Below are 16,963 nucleotides of genomic sequence, written 5' to 3'. Positions count from 1 at the left end.
CCTCTAAAATACAGATTTTCCATCTTCATTTAATTTTTCGGCAATTAATTTAATTTCATTGAACATATTTATAATTTTATTTGAAACATCTAATGCTTCATTTGCTTTTAAAAGTGCTTTCTCTCTATTTCCACTTTCAATATATTCAATAACTTCATGAGCAATATTATGAAGATTTAAATGTATTTCATCTATTTCATCCCATATTTTCTTTATATCAGAATTAATAGGAAATGTAGTATAATAAAAATGTCCAAATGTACATTTTCTTCCATTTGTCTGAATAGGTTTTATTGTCATAGTTTTTGCCATTTCACTTAAATTATTAACCCATTTTTTATGAGATTTTATAACTACATCTATAAAATTTATAAAATCTTCATTTTCCATTTTAAAATACTCATTTTCATTTATAATACCACTAACTTTAGCTAGATTTGATATTTTATCTTCTATTTCACTCACTAAACTACCTAAATTCTTAGCTGTATTTGCTTTTTTCAACAAATCATTTGCTAAAAAACTTAAATCTTCTGACTGTTTGCTTACCATATTCATCGAAGTACTCACTTCTTTACTTGAAGCACTTATTTCTTCAATCACTGAAAATATTTTCTTTATATTTTCCTTTACATCTTCTGCTGATTTCATATTTACTTTAAAAGCCTTTTCCATTTCATGTGTAAATTCATTCATATCTGAAATAGAACTGATAGTAGACTGTACGCTTTCAATGCTCTTATTAGATGCACTTTCTATTTCATTCATCAACTTTTCTATGTCATTTAGCTGACTTTTTGTATTCTCAGATAGCTTTTTAATTTCTTCAGCTACTACAGCAAACCCCCTTCCATGTTCGCCTGACCTTGCAGCTTCAATACTTGCATTCAAAGCTAACATGTTAGTCTGAGCTGCAATATTATTTATTACTCCAACTATTTCCTTTATTTCATTTATAACTTGAAATAAACTCCTCATATCATTTTCCATTGATTTTGCACTATCTGATACTTCACTGCTCTTTTTCTTTATCTTACTTAACATCTCTAAATTTTTTTCAGTTGCATCATACATCTTTTCAGATTTTTGAGAAATATCATCTATAACTTTAAGGTTTACAGATAAAGCTGCAGATACTGAATTCATACTCGTATTAGTTTGCTGAATAGCTGCAAGTGTACATTCAGATGCTTCCTTTAATGTACTTGATGATTTTTCTAAATCTTTTGAAAAAGTTAACAATTGAACATTAAAAGTACTTATCTTAGTAGCAACACTATAAATCCCTTTTATCAATTCTTTTACATTTGGTGAATATAATTTAATAGTTTTTACAAGTTTTATTATTGTATCCACTATATGATTTTTATTCATTTTAATTTTTCTTACATCTTCTGTACTTCCCTTATCAAAAATATCAATTATTCTCCTTAAATCTTTTAAATACTTTATTTTCCCAAACATTCAATAATCCCCCCAAACAAATAAAAATAACATATACCCATTATAGGTATATATTATCAAACTAAAAACATAGTGTCAATTTTATCCAACTTTTTTATAAAATTTTAATATTCATTATTTATTGTATAAATAAAAACTTTATACAATATGTAAAAAAGCTATTTCCGAGTCAACATGGAAATAGCCTTTTTCCTTTCTTTTTCAATCTCTTGTTTTTATACATAAGTCTATCAGCTTCATTTAAAATCTCTTCTATTTCATCTGAACAATTGGGATTAAAAACTTTTACACCTATACTCATCGAAATCTTATAAGGTTTTTTCATATTTTTATTATGTTCCCTAATATTTTTTTCAAGTCTGTCAATTAATTTGCATATCACTTCTCTACTTACATCAATAGCTAAAACTACAAACTCATCTCCGCCAAAGCGAGAAATAACATCAGATTCTCTAAAAGTACTCTTTAATATATTAGCTGTATCTTTAATTATATTATCGCCTTCAACATGCCCATAATTATCATTTATATACTTTAAATTATCTAAATCACAATACATTATCAATAAATCTTTGTTTTTTCTCTTTGCCAGTTTAATATGATGCTGAGCAAGATTCATAAAACCATGTCTATTATAAAGACCTGTCAATTGGTCTATAAGTGCCATACTCCTAAGAGCTACAAGCATTTTATGTCGTTCAATAGAATAATATATAGCTCTTAATAACAAATTAGTATTAAACTGCCCTTTTATTAAATAATCTTGTGCTCCACTTTTTACTGCATTAATTGCAATAATATGATCATTAAGGCTTGTCATAACTATAATCGGAACCTCTGGAAACTCTGTATTTACTTTTTTTAATGTATCAATGCCCATACTGTCAGGCAAAGTCAAATCCAATAAAATTATATCAAAGTAGTTTTTTTCAAGAATATCAAGAGCTTGTGATAAATTTTTGACCCAAGATATTTTAAATTGTGTTTTTATAAAATCTTTACTTTCAATATTTGTAAGCATATCGCTAATTATACGTGCATCAAAGTTGCTATCTTCTATTAACAGTATTTTTATGGTTCCGATTTCCATAAAGCCACCTCATTTAAACTTAAATCACTACTTTTATTATAATATAATTCCCTTTACATATGGATTATATCATAAAATGTAAAATAACTTTAAATTAATTTAACTTTATTAAAATTATATTTAATCTTTAATTTTCATATTCACATTTTTTCAATTTTATCACTTTAATCTTTATAAAAAAAAGACTAGGCAAAATTTCCCCAGCCTAAATTAATTATTATTAAATTGATTATTAATAAAATCCTGTGATTCTTTTAAATAATCATCAATTACATTTTGTATATGAGAATCTTTAAGTATTATAGATATTTCTATTCTTCTATTTTTTGCCCTATCCCTGTCAGTATTACCTAAAGCTATTGGTCTAAATTCAGAATAACCACTTGCCACAAAATACCTTCCATACTTGCTTTCCAATTTTTTATTACTTTTCATAAGATAATTAACTACAGCTGTAGCTCTTTTTGCTGAAAGCTCTCTGTTATATTCTGAACTTCCTGTATCATCTGTATGTCCTTGTATATTTATAGCATCTATATTGCTTCTTATACTGCTGTCTTCTAATACTTTTTCAAATGCTCTTGCTAATTGATCGAGAATTTTTTTACCCTCAGGTTTTATCTTGTATGAGTTATAGTCAAATACAAGACCTTCATTAATAATAATATTACCATTATCTCCTATTGAAACAAGTTCTTCTCCTCTATCATTAGTTTTACCCAACTGCTTTTCTACTGAACTTTTCACTTTTTTTAAAACATCAAGTCTTAAAACTGCTATACCTTGAAGCTTTGCTCTGAGCTGTCCAAGTTCTCTATTACTTTCTGCTATTATTTTCTTTTGTTCTTCTATTTGCTCCTGAGATAATTTTAAAGCTATTTCTCCTTCTTCAACTTCTGCTTTTACCTCATCAAGTTTATCCCTTAAAAGCCTCAATTTCTTCTCTGCTCTGCTTATTTCCAAATTTGACTCTTCAAGTCTTTTTTGAGTATCTATTAACTGTTTCTTTGCAAATTCAAGATTTCTGCCAGAAATAATATTTTGTATATATGCTAAAAGCATGAGAAAAAATAAAATTAAAGCTATAGTAGAAATCAAATCGGTAAAAGCAGGCCAGAAGTTTTCCGTATCATTTTTTCTAAAATACCTTCTCCGAATTTTCATTGCCTTCCTCCTAATCCCAATGGATTAAAGCCTGTCTATTTTTTCTGTAAGATTATCAATTGACTTTGACAATCTTTCAACTTGACTACTTATATTGGACATATTATTAATATTTTTCTTCAAATCCTCTGTAAAGTCATCAAAGCATATACTCATTCTCTGTATATTATTTTTTAAATGATAGTTAAACTCCGAAAAATCTCTTGTATTTTCAGCAAAAGTCTTTAATGAATCATCAAATTTTTCAACACTTTTAAGCAGTGATGATGAAAATTCTTCTATATTGCCTGTTGCTGATGCAAATCTATAACTCAATACATCAGTTATCTCCTTAATGGCATTTTCAAGTTTAGTTGTAAATTCTTCAACTGAAAAAGCCATTTGAACTCCTTGTAAACTATCAGACTTTATTTCACCTTTATCTATACTATTAGATAAAACATTATCTAAGTATTCTTCTATCTCAATCATTACAGCTTCTCTTTTTTGTTCTACATTAAAAATTATATTCACCACTGTTAATATTATTGATGATGCAATACCAAATAATGACGTAATAAACGCAACTGACATTCCTTTAACAGAATTAATAAGTCCTCCCACTACTGAATCCATGCTTTCTAAAACATCAGTATTTCCACTTGAAGATAACAATTCAACAAGTCTTCCAACTGAAAGAGTTAATCCAAAAAAAGTACCTAACAGTCCTAATACTATCATAAGAGATACAGACCATTTAACAAATCTTTCACATAAATAAAGAAAGCTGAGTTGATTGTTAAAATGTTTTTCAATTATTGCTTGAGTATTGATTTCTTTATTCAAACTAGCTGCCATCTTATAATCATCAACAATTGAATTTAAAACCTTACTTTCAAATATAGCTTGCTTTCTATTGTTATCATCTTCCAAATCCCACTGTAAAACTTTATACCTCTTATGTAAAATGGCATTTATAACTAATGAAGCTCCTAAAATTCCAAGAATTGCAGCTATAATCAATATAGCAAAAGGATTTAATTTTACAAATAAATTACCAAAATAACTAACCAAATAAATTCCCCCTTACACATTAAATTTAAAAAATACAAATATTTATTCGTTGTATGCCTTGTGAATTTTTTCAACTTCTATTCTATCATAATATATATCCACAATAACTTAAATAAATATTACATTTATATTAAAAATAATATAGTTTATTTAATATAGATTTTTTATTTTTTGTGATTTAAATCATTTTTTTATGGAAAAATAAAATCTATAATCTAATTACCATTAAGAAAAATTGCAGATAAGAAATGAGGTGATATAAAGTGCAAAGTCCAAAATACGCAGTTCTTCAAAAAATACGAAACGGTAAAAAAACATATGGAATTACTCCGAGAATACCAGGTGGTTTTATAAAACCTGATGACTTAATAAAAATTGCAAAAGTTGCTCAAAAATATGGCGGTACATTAAAAATAACTTCAGGACAAAGAATTGCTATACTGGGACTTGAGTCCGATGATGTAGCAAAAGTTTGGAAAGAGCTAGGAATGGAGCCAGCTGTTTTATCACCATACTCAATTAAAAATGTAGAAATATGTCCTGCCTCTTTTTGTAAAAGAGCTAAACAAAATTCATTAAAACTTGGTATGAAACTTGAAAAAAGATTTTATGGTGCTCCAGCTCCTAACAGAACTAAAATTAGTGTTGCAGGATGCAGAAATGCTTGTACAAGTGCTTACTCAAAAGATATTGCAGTAATAGCTGACCAAGATGGTTACATTGTTACAGTTGGAGGTAGTGCAGGTTTTAATCCCAGATTGCCTAATAAAATTGCTGAAAAATTAACTGAAGATGAAGCTTTTTACATGGTTGAAGCTATATACGATTACTACAATGAACAAGCTGAAATGGGTGAAAAATTAGGCCATTTTATAGACAAAATTACTATTGACAAATTTAGAAGTGATGTTATAAAAAAATTCAAAGAAAAAATAAAAAATAAATCTATAAAAACATAATTTTAAAATTAAATTTTACAATCAAATAAAATTAAAAAATTTAAGGAGGAATTAACATGAAAATTACCAAAGATACTTTAATAAGTGAAGCATTAAAACTTAATCCTAAAGCTGCAGAAATATTGATAAAGCATGGTATGGGCTGCTTAGGTTGTCCTTCAGCTCAAATGGAATCTTTAGAACAAGCTGCTCAAATACATGGAATTGATTTAGATTCCTTATTAGAAGAATTAAATAAGTAATTTTTTATTATCTTTTAAAAATTTAATAGCCTATGATAATTCTCTTAGTAAAAAAATTATCATAGGCTCATTTAATTTTTACATAGAATAGGAAATAACTCCTATTCATTTTTAAATTTACTTTCCATATATTTAATTAATGAAGCTATTTGAACTAATGTAGGTGCTCCCTTCATCCATACTTGCTGCTTCAAAACTTCTAATATTTCTTCCTTTGTTGCCCCATATTTTATAGCTTTATTTATTTCTAATTTTGCTCTTCTTTCATTTTCATCAAATACAGCAGTAGCTAAAGCTATTAGGTATTTATACTTAAACGGAATAACTCCTTTTCTCCAAACTTCATGATGATATTCTGATATTATTTTTTGAAAATCATCTCCAAAAGATTGTGAGACCATAACACCCGGTGGGACAAAACCTATTTCTTTTTTAAATTCTTCATGTAACTTTCTCTTATCCATATAAAACCCTCCCAAAAATTTTTATTTATATTCTTATCATACCCATTTCTATAAGTACAATCTGTGATATAAATCAATAATTGATAACTTTTTTCAATTATTTTTTTTAATTTGCTTTAAAATCAAATGTTTTTAGTCTAAATTTATAATATAATTGAATTACATAAATTTTTAATTTATATATTGTAAAAATTAAAACTGAGGTGACAAATAATGAACAGCATTGATACATTACGTAAAGTACCATTTTTCTCTAAATTAGATACAAAAGATTTACAAAAAATATTATCTATAACTATAGAAAAAAAATTTAAAAAAGGCAGTATAATTTTTATGGAAGGCGATAAGGGAAATGCTTTTTATTTTATAAAATCTGGAAAAGTTAAAATTTATAAAACCTCTAAAGAAGGAAAAGACTTAATACTTGGCATTTTTGGTAATGGTAATGTCTTTGCAGAAGTAACTATTTTTAACGATATAAATTATCCTGCTACTGCCGAAGTAATCGAAGACGCTATAATAGGAATAATAAGAAATGAAGATTTAGAAAAGCTTATTAAAAATAATTCAGATATGAGCTTAAATCTAATTAAAGTATTAAGTAAAAGATTATATAAAGCTCAAAGCAAATTAAAACAAATAGCATTAGACAATGCATTTCATAGAGCTGTTGAAGTATTAATAAACTTATATGAAACAAGTGGAAATCAAAATAGTGAAAATTTTGAAATAAAACTTGAAATTTCACGAGAAGAATTGGGTAATATGATTGGAACTTCTAGAGAAACTGTTAGCAGAATACTGAGCAACTTAAAAAAAGACGACATCATAGATGTATCTGGCAGAAAGATAATAATAAAAAACATTGAAAAACTGATGAACTTCAAATAATTTTCACACTCCAAATTTCAAGTTTTTGTATCTATATCGTAAATTTAAAATAAAAACATCTATTTTTATATTTTGATATAAAAAACTATATTCCTTCATTGAGAAGTTTTAATAATTTACTTAAATCTATCCCATGTCTATCAGCTGCTTCTTCTAATGTATCTAACTGAGATACAAAACATAAAATACTTCCCATTTTATTTTTTTCTAATATCTCTTTAGAATTTGGATTCATCCTTAAAGCTTCAAATACATATGTATCTTTTGTTATTTTCATAATTCCTAACCTTCCTTCTTACTTATTTAATTTATAATATATTATTTTCGTTTTTAATCTTAATATATACCTATTTCAAAAAATATTCTGTGACTTAAATCACAAACATTTTAAAATTGATATAAAAAAGCTGCCTCAACACTTCATTTTGAGACAGCACCTTTCTCATATTTTATACTCTTTAATAACATTCAAAATGTTCAATATTTCTAATATCTGTTCCAAAATAAACCCATCTTCCCCATCTTCTGCATCCAACCCATTTAAATCCTGCAACAGACCTACGTCCTACAAAAACTAAATATGCCCAAAATTCTCTTCCATCCTTAAGCCATAAGTAAACAAATCTATACTTACATGGTCTAATTGCACCTGGATCCACTGCAAGTACACCTACAGGTCTTTCAGGAGTAAATGGAGGTGGTGGTGAAGTTGGAGCTTCTGTACTTCCTCCCGGAGCTGCAAATGGCGGTCTTACTAAAGGTGGTCTAGGTGGTCTCCTATAAAGAAAATCAGATTGATCATAAAAATCATTATAAAACATTTAACTCACCCCTAAATTAAACTGTACTATATCATATTCAAAATTTATCTATTTGTTAACATTTTATTTTACAATTTATTATTTTGTGATATACATCACTGAATAAAAATAAGCAAATAGGGTATTATTTTTATGAAAAGAATAAAAGGAGGTAAGTTTAATGGATAATCAAATGTTTTGTTTTCAATGTGAACAAGCACTCGGTGGAAAAGGTTGTGTAAAATTCGGTGTCTGTGGTAAAAGTCCAGAAGTTGCAGGACTTCAAGACCTATTAGTTCATCTCTTAAAAGGTATCGGTTTCTATGGTCAAAAAGTTTTACAGCAAGGTAAAACTATTGATGAAAATACTCATAAATTTGTAATGGACGCTATATTCGCTACACTTACAAATGTTAATTTTGACCCAGAAAGATTTGTTGAATATATTAAAAAAGCATATGAAATAAAAGAACAGCTTAAAAAACTTGCTGGTGATATTGAAAGTGAAATTCCGGAGGCAGCAAAATACATACCTCCAGATACAAAAGAAGAAATGCTTAAAGATGCTAAAAAAGTAGGAGTAATGGCAGATAAAAACTTAGATGAAGATATAAGGTCTCTTAGAGAATTACTAATCTATGCTCTAAAAGGAATGGGTGCATATGCTCATCATGCTTATATTTTAGGTAAAACTGATGATACTGTAAATAATTTCTTTTATAAAGCACTAGCTAGTGTTTTAGATGACAATTTAACTGTAGACGATTTAGTAAAATTAAACTTAGAACTCGGTCAAGTAAACTTCAAATGTATGGAACTTCTTGACAGTGCAAATACAGGTGCATATGGACATCCTGTTCCAACAGAAGTACTTATCACTAAGAAAAAAGGGCCTTTTATAATAGTTTCAGGTCATGACTTAAAAGATTTAAAAGAACTTCTAGAACAGACAGAAGGTAAAGGTATCAATATATATACTCACTGTGAAATGCTTCCAGCTCATGCTTATCCAGAATTAAAAAAATATCCTCATTTAATAGGAAACTACGGCGGAGCATGGCAAGATCAGCAAAAAGAATTTGATGGAATCCCCGGAGCTATCTTAATGACTACAAATTGTATTCAAAAACCTAGAGATAGCTACAAAGATAGAATATTTACTACAAGTATAGTTGGCTGGCCAGATATTGCACATATTGAAGAAGTTAATGGTAAAAAAGATTTTACTCCTATTATTGAAAAAGCTCTTGAACTAGGCGGTTGGCAAGAAGATGAAGAAGAAAAGAAAATTCTTATAGGTTTTGGACATAATACTGTACTTGGTGTAGCAGATAAAATAATTGAAGCTGTTAAAAGTGGTAAAATAAGACATTTCTTCTTAATAGGTGGTTGTGATGGAGCAAAACCCGGCAGAAATTACTATACTGAATTTGCTGAAAAAGCTCCTAAAGATACAGTTATTTTAACTCTTGCATGTGGTAAATATAGATTTAATAAAAAAGAATTTGGTACTATAGGTGAGCTTCCAAGATTACTCGATATAGGTCAATGTAATGACGCTTACTCTGCTATCAAAATAGCTATTGCTCTAGCTGAAGCTTTTGAATGTGATATAAATGAACTTCCATTGTCATTAATTCTATCATGGTATGAACAAAAAGCTGTATGTATATTATTAACACTACTTTCTCTTGGATTAAAAAATATTCGTTTAGGTCCTTCACTACCAGCTTTTATTTCTCCAAATGTACTACAAGTATTAGTAGATAATTTCAATCTTAAACCTATTTCAAATGCTGAAGCTGATTTAGCTGAAATATTAGGTTAAAAATCTACTACACTTAATAAGTATCAAAAAATGCTATCCAAATTATTTGGATAGCATTTTTTTACTATTTTATAAACTCAAACATTTTTTCAAAAAACATAGTATCTAAACAAAATAACTTAAAGGTTAAAAATTTCCTAAAAAAACTTAAAGAATTAACTTAAAACAAAAAAGCCCCAAAGAGGCTTTTTTACTATAAACTTGGAGTTTTTACATTGAGAACAACAAACTTTTCACCTTGGTCAGCCTTAAGTGACATCTTAGTGTTTGGTGGACAAGTAATAATATCCTTAGCCTCTACAACCTTTGCTTCATCACCAATTTGTAAAGTACCCTTACCTTCTACAATATAGAAAAAAACATTAACTGGTACAGAATGTTCAGGAACTACATCACCGGGATTTAATACTAAATTCATAACTGTAGTATCCTTATGCTTAATTAACTGCTTTACCAATACACCTCTTTTGTTTACAACTCCTTCTACTTGATCCATCTTAATAATTTCCATAATTAATCTCCTCCCTGATTTTTTAAATTCATTATAGTACTCTTCCTTATTATTTCTTTTTTATTCATAATTTGTTCATTCTAAATAAATACTTATTTAGTTTAAATTAAAACTCTAATTTTTTTATTTATATAATTATAAACTGTATTTTAAAGATATTATGTGATATAAATCAAATTTTGCTATAACTTTTCATAAATTTTGATACAGTATAAATATCCTTATCTCCCCTACCAGATAAATTAACTATGATAATATCATCCTTATTCGTATTAGGAGCTAATTTTTTCAGATATGCAATAGCATGAGAACTTTCTAAAGCAGGAATTATCCCTTCAAATTTAGTTAAATATTGAAAAGCATCTACTGCTTCCCAATCTGTAACTGATACATAATTTACTCTTCCAATTGAATGTAAATAAGCATGTTCTGGTCCTACTCCCGGATAATCTAATCCAGCAGATATAGAATGAACTGGCATAACCTTCCCGTTATTGTCTTGAATCAAATATGTCATCATGCCATGAATTATTCCAATAGAACCTTTTGTAATTGTTGCTGCATGTTTATTTGTATCTATTCCAAGCCCACCTGCTTCAACTCCATACATTTTTATATCTTTATATTTGCAAAAAGGATAAAATAATCCCATTGAATTACTTCCACCACCTACACAAGCTATTAAATAATCTGGATACCTTCCTTCTATATGAAAAATTTGTTCTTTTACTTCCTCACCAATAATTTTTTGGAAATTTCTTACCATCGTTGGATAAGGATGCGGTCCAACAACTGAACCTATTACATAAAAAGTATTATCTGCATTTAAAATCCAATCTTTCATAGCCTCATTTACAGCATCATTTAAAGTACCTGTTCCTGAAGACACTGAATTTATTTTAGCTCCTAACAACTTCATCTTAAATACATTTAGTGACTGTCGCCTTATATCTTTTTCACCCATAAATATTTCACAATCTAAACCAAACATAGCACAAACTGTAGCAGTTGCAACTCCATGTTGACCTGCTCCCGTTTCTGCAATAATCCTCTTTTTCCCCATTCTCTTTGCTAATAAAACTTGACCTATTACATTATTGATTTTATGAGAACCTGTATGATTTAAATCTTCCCTTTTTAAATAAACCTTTCCTCCATCTAAATCTTTAGTTATATTTTCTGCAAAGTATAAAGGTGTAGGTCTTCCTGAATATTCTTTTACATAATATTTATATTCGTCTTGAAAGACTTTATCCTCCATCGCCTCTACATAATGCCTTTCTAACTCTACCAAAGCCTTTTTTAAAGTTTCTGGTACAAATTGACCTCCAAATTTTCCAAATTCCTTTTTCATTTCACTCATAATTATCTCCTCCCCCATTTTCATAAAATTTTATTTTAATAATATAAAAAGCATTTCATCCCTATATATAGGGACGAAATGCTTTACATTCCGCGTTGCCACCCTTATTAGATAGAACAATACTATCTTTAAATAAAGAACACATAATAAAAAAAACATTTCATCCTATATAGGACGAAATGCTCACATTCCGCGTTGCCACCTACTTTAGACAGTATTAATACTATCTCACTCTTCCAGGTACAGAAATAGACATATCTCTATTTCGATACCCTGTCTTTGTAACGTAAGACAAACGGCAAGTGATACTCTCCAAATAAGGATTTCCCACTGCTTCTCATGGAACCATTCAGTAAGCAATCCGTGTCAGGATTCCACCATCCCCGACTCTCTATAACTTCATGCACTACCTACTATTTCCATTCATAGAATTTAAAATATTTATTTTTTTATATATATTAACATAATTTCCCTTTAAAAGTAAAGATTTTTTTTACATATTTTTCATAATTATATTAAATCTTTGAATCAATAATCTGGTATATTTTATCAGTAACAGCCCTATCAATTTTCATTTCATTCCATATTTCTTCAGCTCTTACTGCTTGACCTACTAACATATATAATCCATTTATGCTTTTTAATCCTCTTTCTTTTGAATACTTTAAAAACAACGTTTCTCTGGGATTATAAATCAAATCTATGGCTATATCAAATTTAGATATACATTCCTTATCTATTGGTAAATTATGAATATCTGGATACATTCCACAAGGGGTACAGTTGATAATCAAATCTCGAAACTTTAAAAATTTTATTTTATCATAGGATATAACTTCATAATTTTTAAACTTTTCTTTTGCTCTGTTAATATGCCTGCTTACAATGATAATATCTCCTATACCTTTGTCTACCAAATACTGCACAACTGCTTTTGCTGCTCCTCCGCTACCTAATATTACTGCCTTTTTATTTTTTACATCTATAGCATTTATATCTAGCATCATTCCAAAACCATAATAATCAGTATTATACCCAATAATCATATTATCTTTAAAATATATAGTATTTACTGCTCCTATCTTTTCTGCTTCATACGAAATCTCATCTAAATACTTCATAATTTCAATCTTATATGGAATAGTTACATTAACCCCCTTTACTCCCAACGCCTTTAATCCCAAAACTGCATCCTTTAAATCTTTCCTTTTTACTTCAAACAGATGATAATGTCCATCTAACTTTAATTCATTAAATACCTGAAAATGTATTGCAGGAGACAAACTGTGACTTAACTTTTCACCTATAAGACCATACAATTGACTCAAATTTATCACATCCTAATTTTTATATTAATTTATTTTCCATCATTAAATCCAGTAAGCCTATGGCAGCTGCAGCTTCAACTACAGGTACTGCTCTAGGCACTATACATGGGTCATGCCGCCCCTTTATTTCTATACTTGTATTTTTCATAATGGAAATATCTACTGTCCTCTGAACAGTCCCTATTGATGGTGTAGGTTTTATAGCAGTTCTAAATATCAAAGGCATACCATTAGTAATACCACCCAATACTCCTCCATTATTATTAGAATAAGTCTTTACTTTCCCTTCTTCAACATACATTTCATCATTTGCCATTGAACCTTTAAGTTTTGTAATACTAAATCCTGCCCCAAATTCTATTCCTTTTACTGCCGGAATAGAAAAAATCAAATGCGAAAGTCTGCTTTCAACAGAATCAAAAAAAGGCGAACCTATTCCTACCGGTAAATTTACTACTGCAGTTTCAATTATTCCACCTATAGAATCTTTTTCTTCTTTTAACTTTAAAATATATTCTTTCATTCTCTTTTCATTTTCATCTTCTATAACAGGAAATTCTTTATTTGTAAGATTTATCAATAAAGACTTATCTAAATTTATCATATTAAAAGAATCTTCTTCAATATTTCCTATACTCTTTATATGACTCCCAATTACAATATTTCTTTTATTTAAAATTTGCTTTGCAATTGCTCCAGCAAATACTAATGGAGCAGTAATCCTTCCTGAAAAATGTCCTCCACCTCTATAATCATTAAAACCAGAATATTTTATATAGCCTGTATAATCAGCATGTCCGGGACGAACAATATTTTTAATAATTTCATAATCCTTTGACTTTTGATTAGTATTATATATTATTGATGCAATAGGTGTTCCTGTAGTCCTTCCATTAAAATAACCACTCAATATTTCAAAGTTGTCTCCTTCTTTTCTAGAAGTCGATATTTTATTTCTACCAGGAGCTCTTCTTTTCATTTCCTTGTTTATATATTCAATATCAAGCTGTATCCCCGGAGGAATACCATCTATTACTACACCTATAGCTATCCCATGGGATTCTCCAAAAATTGAAATTTTTATATTTTTGCCCCATACACTACTCATCTATAGTTCCTCCTAAACTCTTAAAATCTTCCCAAAAGTTTGGATAAGATTTTTTTACTGCTCCACAGCCAGTTATTACAACTGGTTGTGTACATTTAATAGATGCTACAGCTAATGCCATAGCTATTCTATGGTCATTCCAACTATCAACAACCCCACCTTTTAAATTTTCTTTTCCTCTTATTACTAATCCATCTTCTAACTCTTTTACATCAGCTCCTATTTTATTAAGCTCAGTAGATATTGCCTTTAGTCTATCAGATTCTTTAATTCTAAGCCTAGCAGCATTTACTATTTTAGTCGTTCCTCTGCTCAAAGCCCCTAAAACTGCAAGTATGGGAACTAAATCTGGACACTGTGAAGCATCTATAACTTTACCACAAAGTACTGACTTATCTACTTTTATAAAACTTTTATCTATCTTTACTTTTCCACCCATTTTTTCTAATATATCTAAAATTACCTTATCTCCCTGTAGAGAATTTATATTTAAATCTTTACATTTTACACTGCCACCTAATAATCCTGCTGCCATCCAAAATGCAGCTTGCGAATAATCACCTTCTACTTTATAATATTTACTTTTATACTTCTGATTTCCCTTTATGTAAAATTCTCTATAATCATTATTTTTTATTTCTATTCCAAATTCGTTCAAAACATCTATCGTCAAATCAACATATCCCTTTGATTCAAGAGATGTTGTAATTTTTATACATGAATCTCCATCTAAAAGCGGCAGTACAAACATTAGCCCAGATATGAATTGCGAACTAATATTGCCTTTAATTTTAAATACACCAGATTTTAAATTTCCATTTATAGTTAATGGCAATTTCCCTTTATCATTTTTATAATATATACCCTGCTCTTTAAATATTTCATAATAAGGAGTAAGAGGTCGTTCAATCAGCTTTCCACGCCCTGTAAATGTAATCTTTTCACCTGCTAAAAGTGCAAATGGTATTAAAAATCTGAGAGTTGAACCTGATTCATTACAATCAATAGTAGAATTTAGAACTTTAATTCCTTGAGTTCCTTTAATTTTAGCACAATATACATTTTCACAAACTTTACTTTCTATACATTCAATATCAGCTCCTAAAGACTTCATTCCATTTATAGTTGTCTTTATATCGTCTGATAATATTAAATTATCTACATAACTTATTCCATTTGAAAGTCCTGCACATATAATAGCTCTGTGGCTAATACTCTTTGATGGTGGAATTTTTATCTCTCCACTTAATACAGATGGATTTATCTTTACTGTATTTTTCAATCTTCTAACTCCCTTCTCAATTTGCAGACGATTTACTTTAAAATTTAATAAAAATATTTTTTTACATCAATTTTTTTTATCTTTTTTATATAACTTTCTCCTATTTTCTTTAATAAAACTATATTCATTTCACTTCCTTTATTTTTCTTATCTAGATTTATAGTCTTAATTATCTCTTCTTTATCCATATCCGGCATTTTATATGGCAAATAATATTTATTTAATATTTCTTTAATTAAATTTGCTGTGCCTTTTTCTGTCATTCCCTGCTCTTCACTTCTCCTTGTTATATTATACATACCTATTGCTACAGCTTCTCCATGAGTATATTTCTCATATTTAAAATATTTTTCTACAGCATGACCTAAAGTATGTCCAAAATTTAATAACATTCTTTCTCCTTTGTCTTTCTCATCATTTTCAACTATTTCTTTCTTTATACTACAGCATGAATATATTATTTCTTCTATATTATCAAACAACTCTTTTTCTGTATTATATTTAAGTAAATTTTTAAATAATTTTCTATCTCTTATACAACCATATTTTATTACTTCTGCCATTCCATCATATAAAAATCTTTTTTCAAGAGTTTCCAAAAGTACAGGGTCTATAAATACTGCCTCTGGATGATAAAAACTACCTACAAGATTTTTTCCTCTTGATAAGTTTACGGCAACTTTTCCCCCTATGCTGCTATCAATTTGTGCTAAAAGAGATGTTGGAACTTGTACATACGGTATTCCCCTCAAAAGTGTAGAAGCAGCAAAACCACCTAAATCCCCAACTACTCCTCCTCCAAAAGTAAGTATCAAATCCCCTCTATTTATTTCAAAATCTAAAAGTCTATCATAAATATACTTTAAAACTTCAAGTGATTTACTTTCTTCTCCTGATTTAACCACTATTTTCTCTATTAAAAATCCATTTCTTTTAAGATTATCCTCTATATTTTTCCCATATATTTTTTCAACATTTGAATCTGTTATTACAGCTATTTTTTCATTTTTATATATTTTTCTTAACTTTCGCCCTATATCTCTTATAATACCTTTTTTTATATATATTGAATAACTTTTATGTACAAGATTTACATCTAAAATATACATTTATATCCTCCCTATGTTAATTAGAAATTATAATTATTCACTTTCAGCTCTCATCTAATCAGCCTAGAGTCATTCTTTTAATGTCTTTCTAACTCTTAACTCCTAACTATATTCCCCCTCGTCTATACAATATTTATTATATCATTAGACTTTATAAATAAAACTGCACAGCATTTTTAATACTTACAGCAATATTTAATTTTATCAATTTTTTAAAATTTTGCATATTATATTTATTATCAAATATCGAAAGGATGTAGTCATATTGTTTAAAAAAATATCTTCTTTTATTGACAATTACAATTTT

Annotated in this window: 17 protein-coding genes and 1 other annotated feature; of the genes, 4 read left to right on the top strand and 13 right to left on the bottom strand. The window is 28.3% G+C overall.

Going from position 1 to position 16,963, the window contains the following annotated elements; all coding sequences use genetic code 11:
* Positions 1-3: 3 nt before the first annotated feature.
* From BUA90_RS10290 to BUA90_RS10275, 4 genes are all read right to left on the bottom strand, one after another.
* Positions 4-1,464, bottom strand: a complete 1,461-nt coding sequence (locus BUA90_RS10290) for a methyl-accepting chemotaxis protein (RefSeq protein ID WP_072968304.1) — start codon at positions 1,462-1,464, stop codon at positions 4-6.
* 169 nt (positions 1,465-1,633) lie between these two features.
* Positions 1,634-2,554 (bottom strand): GGDEF domain-containing response regulator, encoded by a 921-nt coding sequence (locus tag BUA90_RS10285; protein WP_072968302.1) that lies wholly within the window; start codon positions 2,552-2,554, stop codon positions 1,634-1,636.
* A gap of 210 nt (positions 2,555-2,764) precedes the next feature.
* Positions 2,765-3,718 carry an OmpA family protein gene (locus tag BUA90_RS10280; protein WP_072968301.1) on the bottom strand — a complete coding sequence of 318 codons (954 nt, stop codon included), beginning with the start codon at positions 3,716-3,718 and terminating at the stop codon, positions 2,765-2,767.
* A gap of 24 nt (positions 3,719-3,742) precedes the next feature.
* Positions 3,743-4,771 carry a MotA/TolQ/ExbB proton channel family protein gene (locus BUA90_RS10275; protein ID WP_072968299.1) on the bottom strand — a complete coding sequence of 343 codons (1,029 nt, stop codon included), beginning with the start codon at positions 4,769-4,771 and terminating at the stop codon, positions 3,743-3,745.
* A gap of 263 nt (positions 4,772-5,034) precedes the next feature.
* On the opposite strand from BUA90_RS10275, the gene BUA90_RS10270 reads away from it, so the two are divergent.
* Both BUA90_RS10270 and BUA90_RS10265 read left to right on the top strand, forming a co-directional pair.
* The gene (locus BUA90_RS10270) at positions 5,035-5,730 is read left to right on the top strand and encodes a nitrite/sulfite reductase domain-containing protein (RefSeq protein ID WP_072968297.1); all 696 of its coding nucleotides are present in this window, start codon (positions 5,035-5,037) and stop codon (positions 5,728-5,730) included.
* A gap of 56 nt (positions 5,731-5,786) precedes the next feature.
* Positions 5,787-5,972, top strand: coding sequence for a DUF1858 domain-containing protein (locus BUA90_RS10265; RefSeq protein ID WP_072968295.1), 186 nt, complete (start codon positions 5,787-5,789; stop codon positions 5,970-5,972).
* Positions 5,973-6,073: 101 nt separating this feature from the next.
* On the opposite strand, the gene BUA90_RS10260 is transcribed toward BUA90_RS10265, so the two are convergent.
* Positions 6,074-6,436: a carboxymuconolactone decarboxylase family protein gene (locus BUA90_RS10260; RefSeq protein ID WP_072968294.1), complete on the bottom strand. Its 363-nt coding sequence runs from the start codon at positions 6,434-6,436 to the stop codon at positions 6,074-6,076.
* A 213-nt stretch (positions 6,437-6,649) separates the two neighbouring features.
* On the opposite strand from BUA90_RS10260, the gene BUA90_RS10255 reads away from it, so the two are divergent.
* Entirely contained in the window at positions 6,650-7,327 is a 678-nt protein-coding gene (locus BUA90_RS10255; RefSeq protein ID WP_072968292.1) for a Crp/Fnr family transcriptional regulator, read from the top strand.
* Positions 7,328-7,412: 85 nt separating this feature from the next.
* On the opposite strand, the gene BUA90_RS10250 is transcribed toward BUA90_RS10255, so the two are convergent.
* Positions 7,413-7,604 (bottom strand): DUF1858 domain-containing protein, encoded by a 192-nt coding sequence (locus BUA90_RS10250; protein ID WP_072968290.1) that lies wholly within the window; start codon positions 7,602-7,604, stop codon positions 7,413-7,415.
* A gap of 181 nt (positions 7,605-7,785) precedes the next feature.
* Positions 7,786-8,148: a hypothetical protein gene (locus BUA90_RS10245; RefSeq protein ID WP_072968288.1), complete on the bottom strand. Its 363-nt coding sequence runs from the start codon at positions 8,146-8,148 to the stop codon at positions 7,786-7,788.
* Between the two features lie 160 nt (positions 8,149-8,308).
* Between BUA90_RS10245 and hcp the strand changes: the two genes are divergently transcribed.
* Positions 8,309-9,955, top strand: a complete 1,647-nt coding sequence (gene hcp, locus BUA90_RS10240; protein ID WP_072968286.1) for a hydroxylamine reductase — start codon at positions 8,309-8,311, stop codon at positions 9,953-9,955.
* 193 nt (positions 9,956-10,148) lie between these two features.
* On the opposite strand, the gene BUA90_RS10235 is transcribed toward hcp, so the two are convergent.
* From BUA90_RS10235 to aroB, 6 genes are all read right to left on the bottom strand, one after another.
* The gene (locus BUA90_RS10235; protein ID WP_072968284.1) at positions 10,149-10,466 is read right to left on the bottom strand and encodes a cupin domain-containing protein; all 318 of its coding nucleotides are present in this window, start codon (positions 10,464-10,466) and stop codon (positions 10,149-10,151) included.
* 172 nt (positions 10,467-10,638) lie between these two features.
* Positions 10,639-11,829, bottom strand: a complete 1,191-nt coding sequence (gene trpB, locus BUA90_RS10230) for a tryptophan synthase subunit beta (RefSeq protein WP_330390729.1) — start codon at positions 11,827-11,829, stop codon at positions 10,639-10,641.
* 167 nt (positions 11,830-11,996) lie between these two features.
* Positions 11,997-12,265, bottom strand: a binding site (T-box leader).
* A 79-nt stretch (positions 12,266-12,344) separates the two neighbouring features.
* Entirely contained in the window at positions 12,345-13,157 is an 813-nt protein-coding gene (aroE, locus tag BUA90_RS10225; protein ID WP_072968282.1) for a shikimate dehydrogenase, read from the bottom strand.
* Between the two features lie 19 nt (positions 13,158-13,176).
* The gene (aroC, locus tag BUA90_RS10220) at positions 13,177-14,265 is read right to left on the bottom strand and encodes a chorismate synthase (RefSeq protein WP_072968280.1); all 1,089 of its coding nucleotides are present in this window, start codon (positions 14,263-14,265) and stop codon (positions 13,177-13,179) included.
* Entirely contained in the window at positions 14,258-15,547 is a 1,290-nt protein-coding gene (aroA, locus tag BUA90_RS10215) for a 3-phosphoshikimate 1-carboxyvinyltransferase (RefSeq protein WP_072968277.1), read from the bottom strand. The genes aroC and aroA overlap by 8 nt, the downstream gene beginning before the upstream one ends.
* Positions 15,548-15,591: 44 nt before the next feature.
* Positions 15,592-16,656, bottom strand: a complete 1,065-nt coding sequence (gene aroB / locus BUA90_RS10210; protein ID WP_072968275.1) for a 3-dehydroquinate synthase — start codon at positions 16,654-16,656, stop codon at positions 15,592-15,594.
* Positions 16,657-16,963 lie beyond the last annotated feature (307 nt).

Origin of the sequence: Caminicella sporogenes DSM 14501 (genome assembly GCF_900142285.1) — a bacterium.
Taxonomy (GTDB): domain Bacteria; phylum Bacillota; class Clostridia; order Peptostreptococcales; family Caminicellaceae; genus Caminicella; species Caminicella sporogenes.
The sequence above is the reverse complement of the archived record's forward strand: the minus strand, read 5'-3'. Positions and strand labels throughout refer to the sequence as shown.

Coding starts and splice junctions, on each gene's coding strand:
- BUA90_RS10280 (WP_072968301.1), bottom strand. CDS start 3,718: ATGAAAATTCGGAGAAGGTATTTTAGAAAAAATGATACGGAAAACTTC.
- trpB (WP_330390729.1), bottom strand. CDS start 11,829: ATGAGTGAAATGAAAAAGGAATTTGGAAAATTTGGAGGTCAATTTGTA.
- BUA90_RS10255 (WP_072968292.1), top strand. CDS start 6,650: ATGAACAGCATTGATACATTACGTAAAGTACCATTTTTCTCTAAATTA.
- BUA90_RS10290 (WP_072968304.1), bottom strand. CDS start 1,464: ATGTTTGGGAAAATAAAGTATTTAAAAGATTTAAGGAGAATAATTGAT.
- aroC (WP_072968280.1), bottom strand. CDS start 14,265: ATGAGTAGTGTATGGGGCAAAAATATAAAAATTTCAATTTTTGGAGAA.
- BUA90_RS10260 (WP_072968294.1), bottom strand. CDS start 6,436: ATGGATAAGAGAAAGTTACATGAAGAATTTAAAAAAGAAATAGGTTTT.
- BUA90_RS10285 (WP_072968302.1), bottom strand. CDS start 2,554: ATGGAAATCGGAACCATAAAAATACTGTTAATAGAAGATAGCAACTTT.
- aroB (WP_072968275.1), bottom strand. CDS start 16,656: ATGTATATTTTAGATGTAAATCTTGTACATAAAAGTTATTCAATATAT.
- BUA90_RS10250 (WP_072968290.1), bottom strand. CDS start 7,604: ATGAAAATAACAAAAGATACATATGTATTTGAAGCTTTAAGGATGAAT.
- BUA90_RS10245 (WP_072968288.1), bottom strand. CDS start 8,148: ATGTTTTATAATGATTTTTATGATCAATCTGATTTTCTTTATAGGAGA.
- BUA90_RS10235 (WP_072968284.1), bottom strand. CDS start 10,466: ATGGAAATTATTAAGATGGATCAAGTAGAAGGAGTTGTAAACAAAAGA.
- hcp (WP_072968286.1), top strand. CDS start 8,309: ATGGATAATCAAATGTTTTGTTTTCAATGTGAACAAGCACTCGGTGGA.
- BUA90_RS10265 (WP_072968295.1), top strand. CDS start 5,787: ATGAAAATTACCAAAGATACTTTAATAAGTGAAGCATTAAAACTTAAT.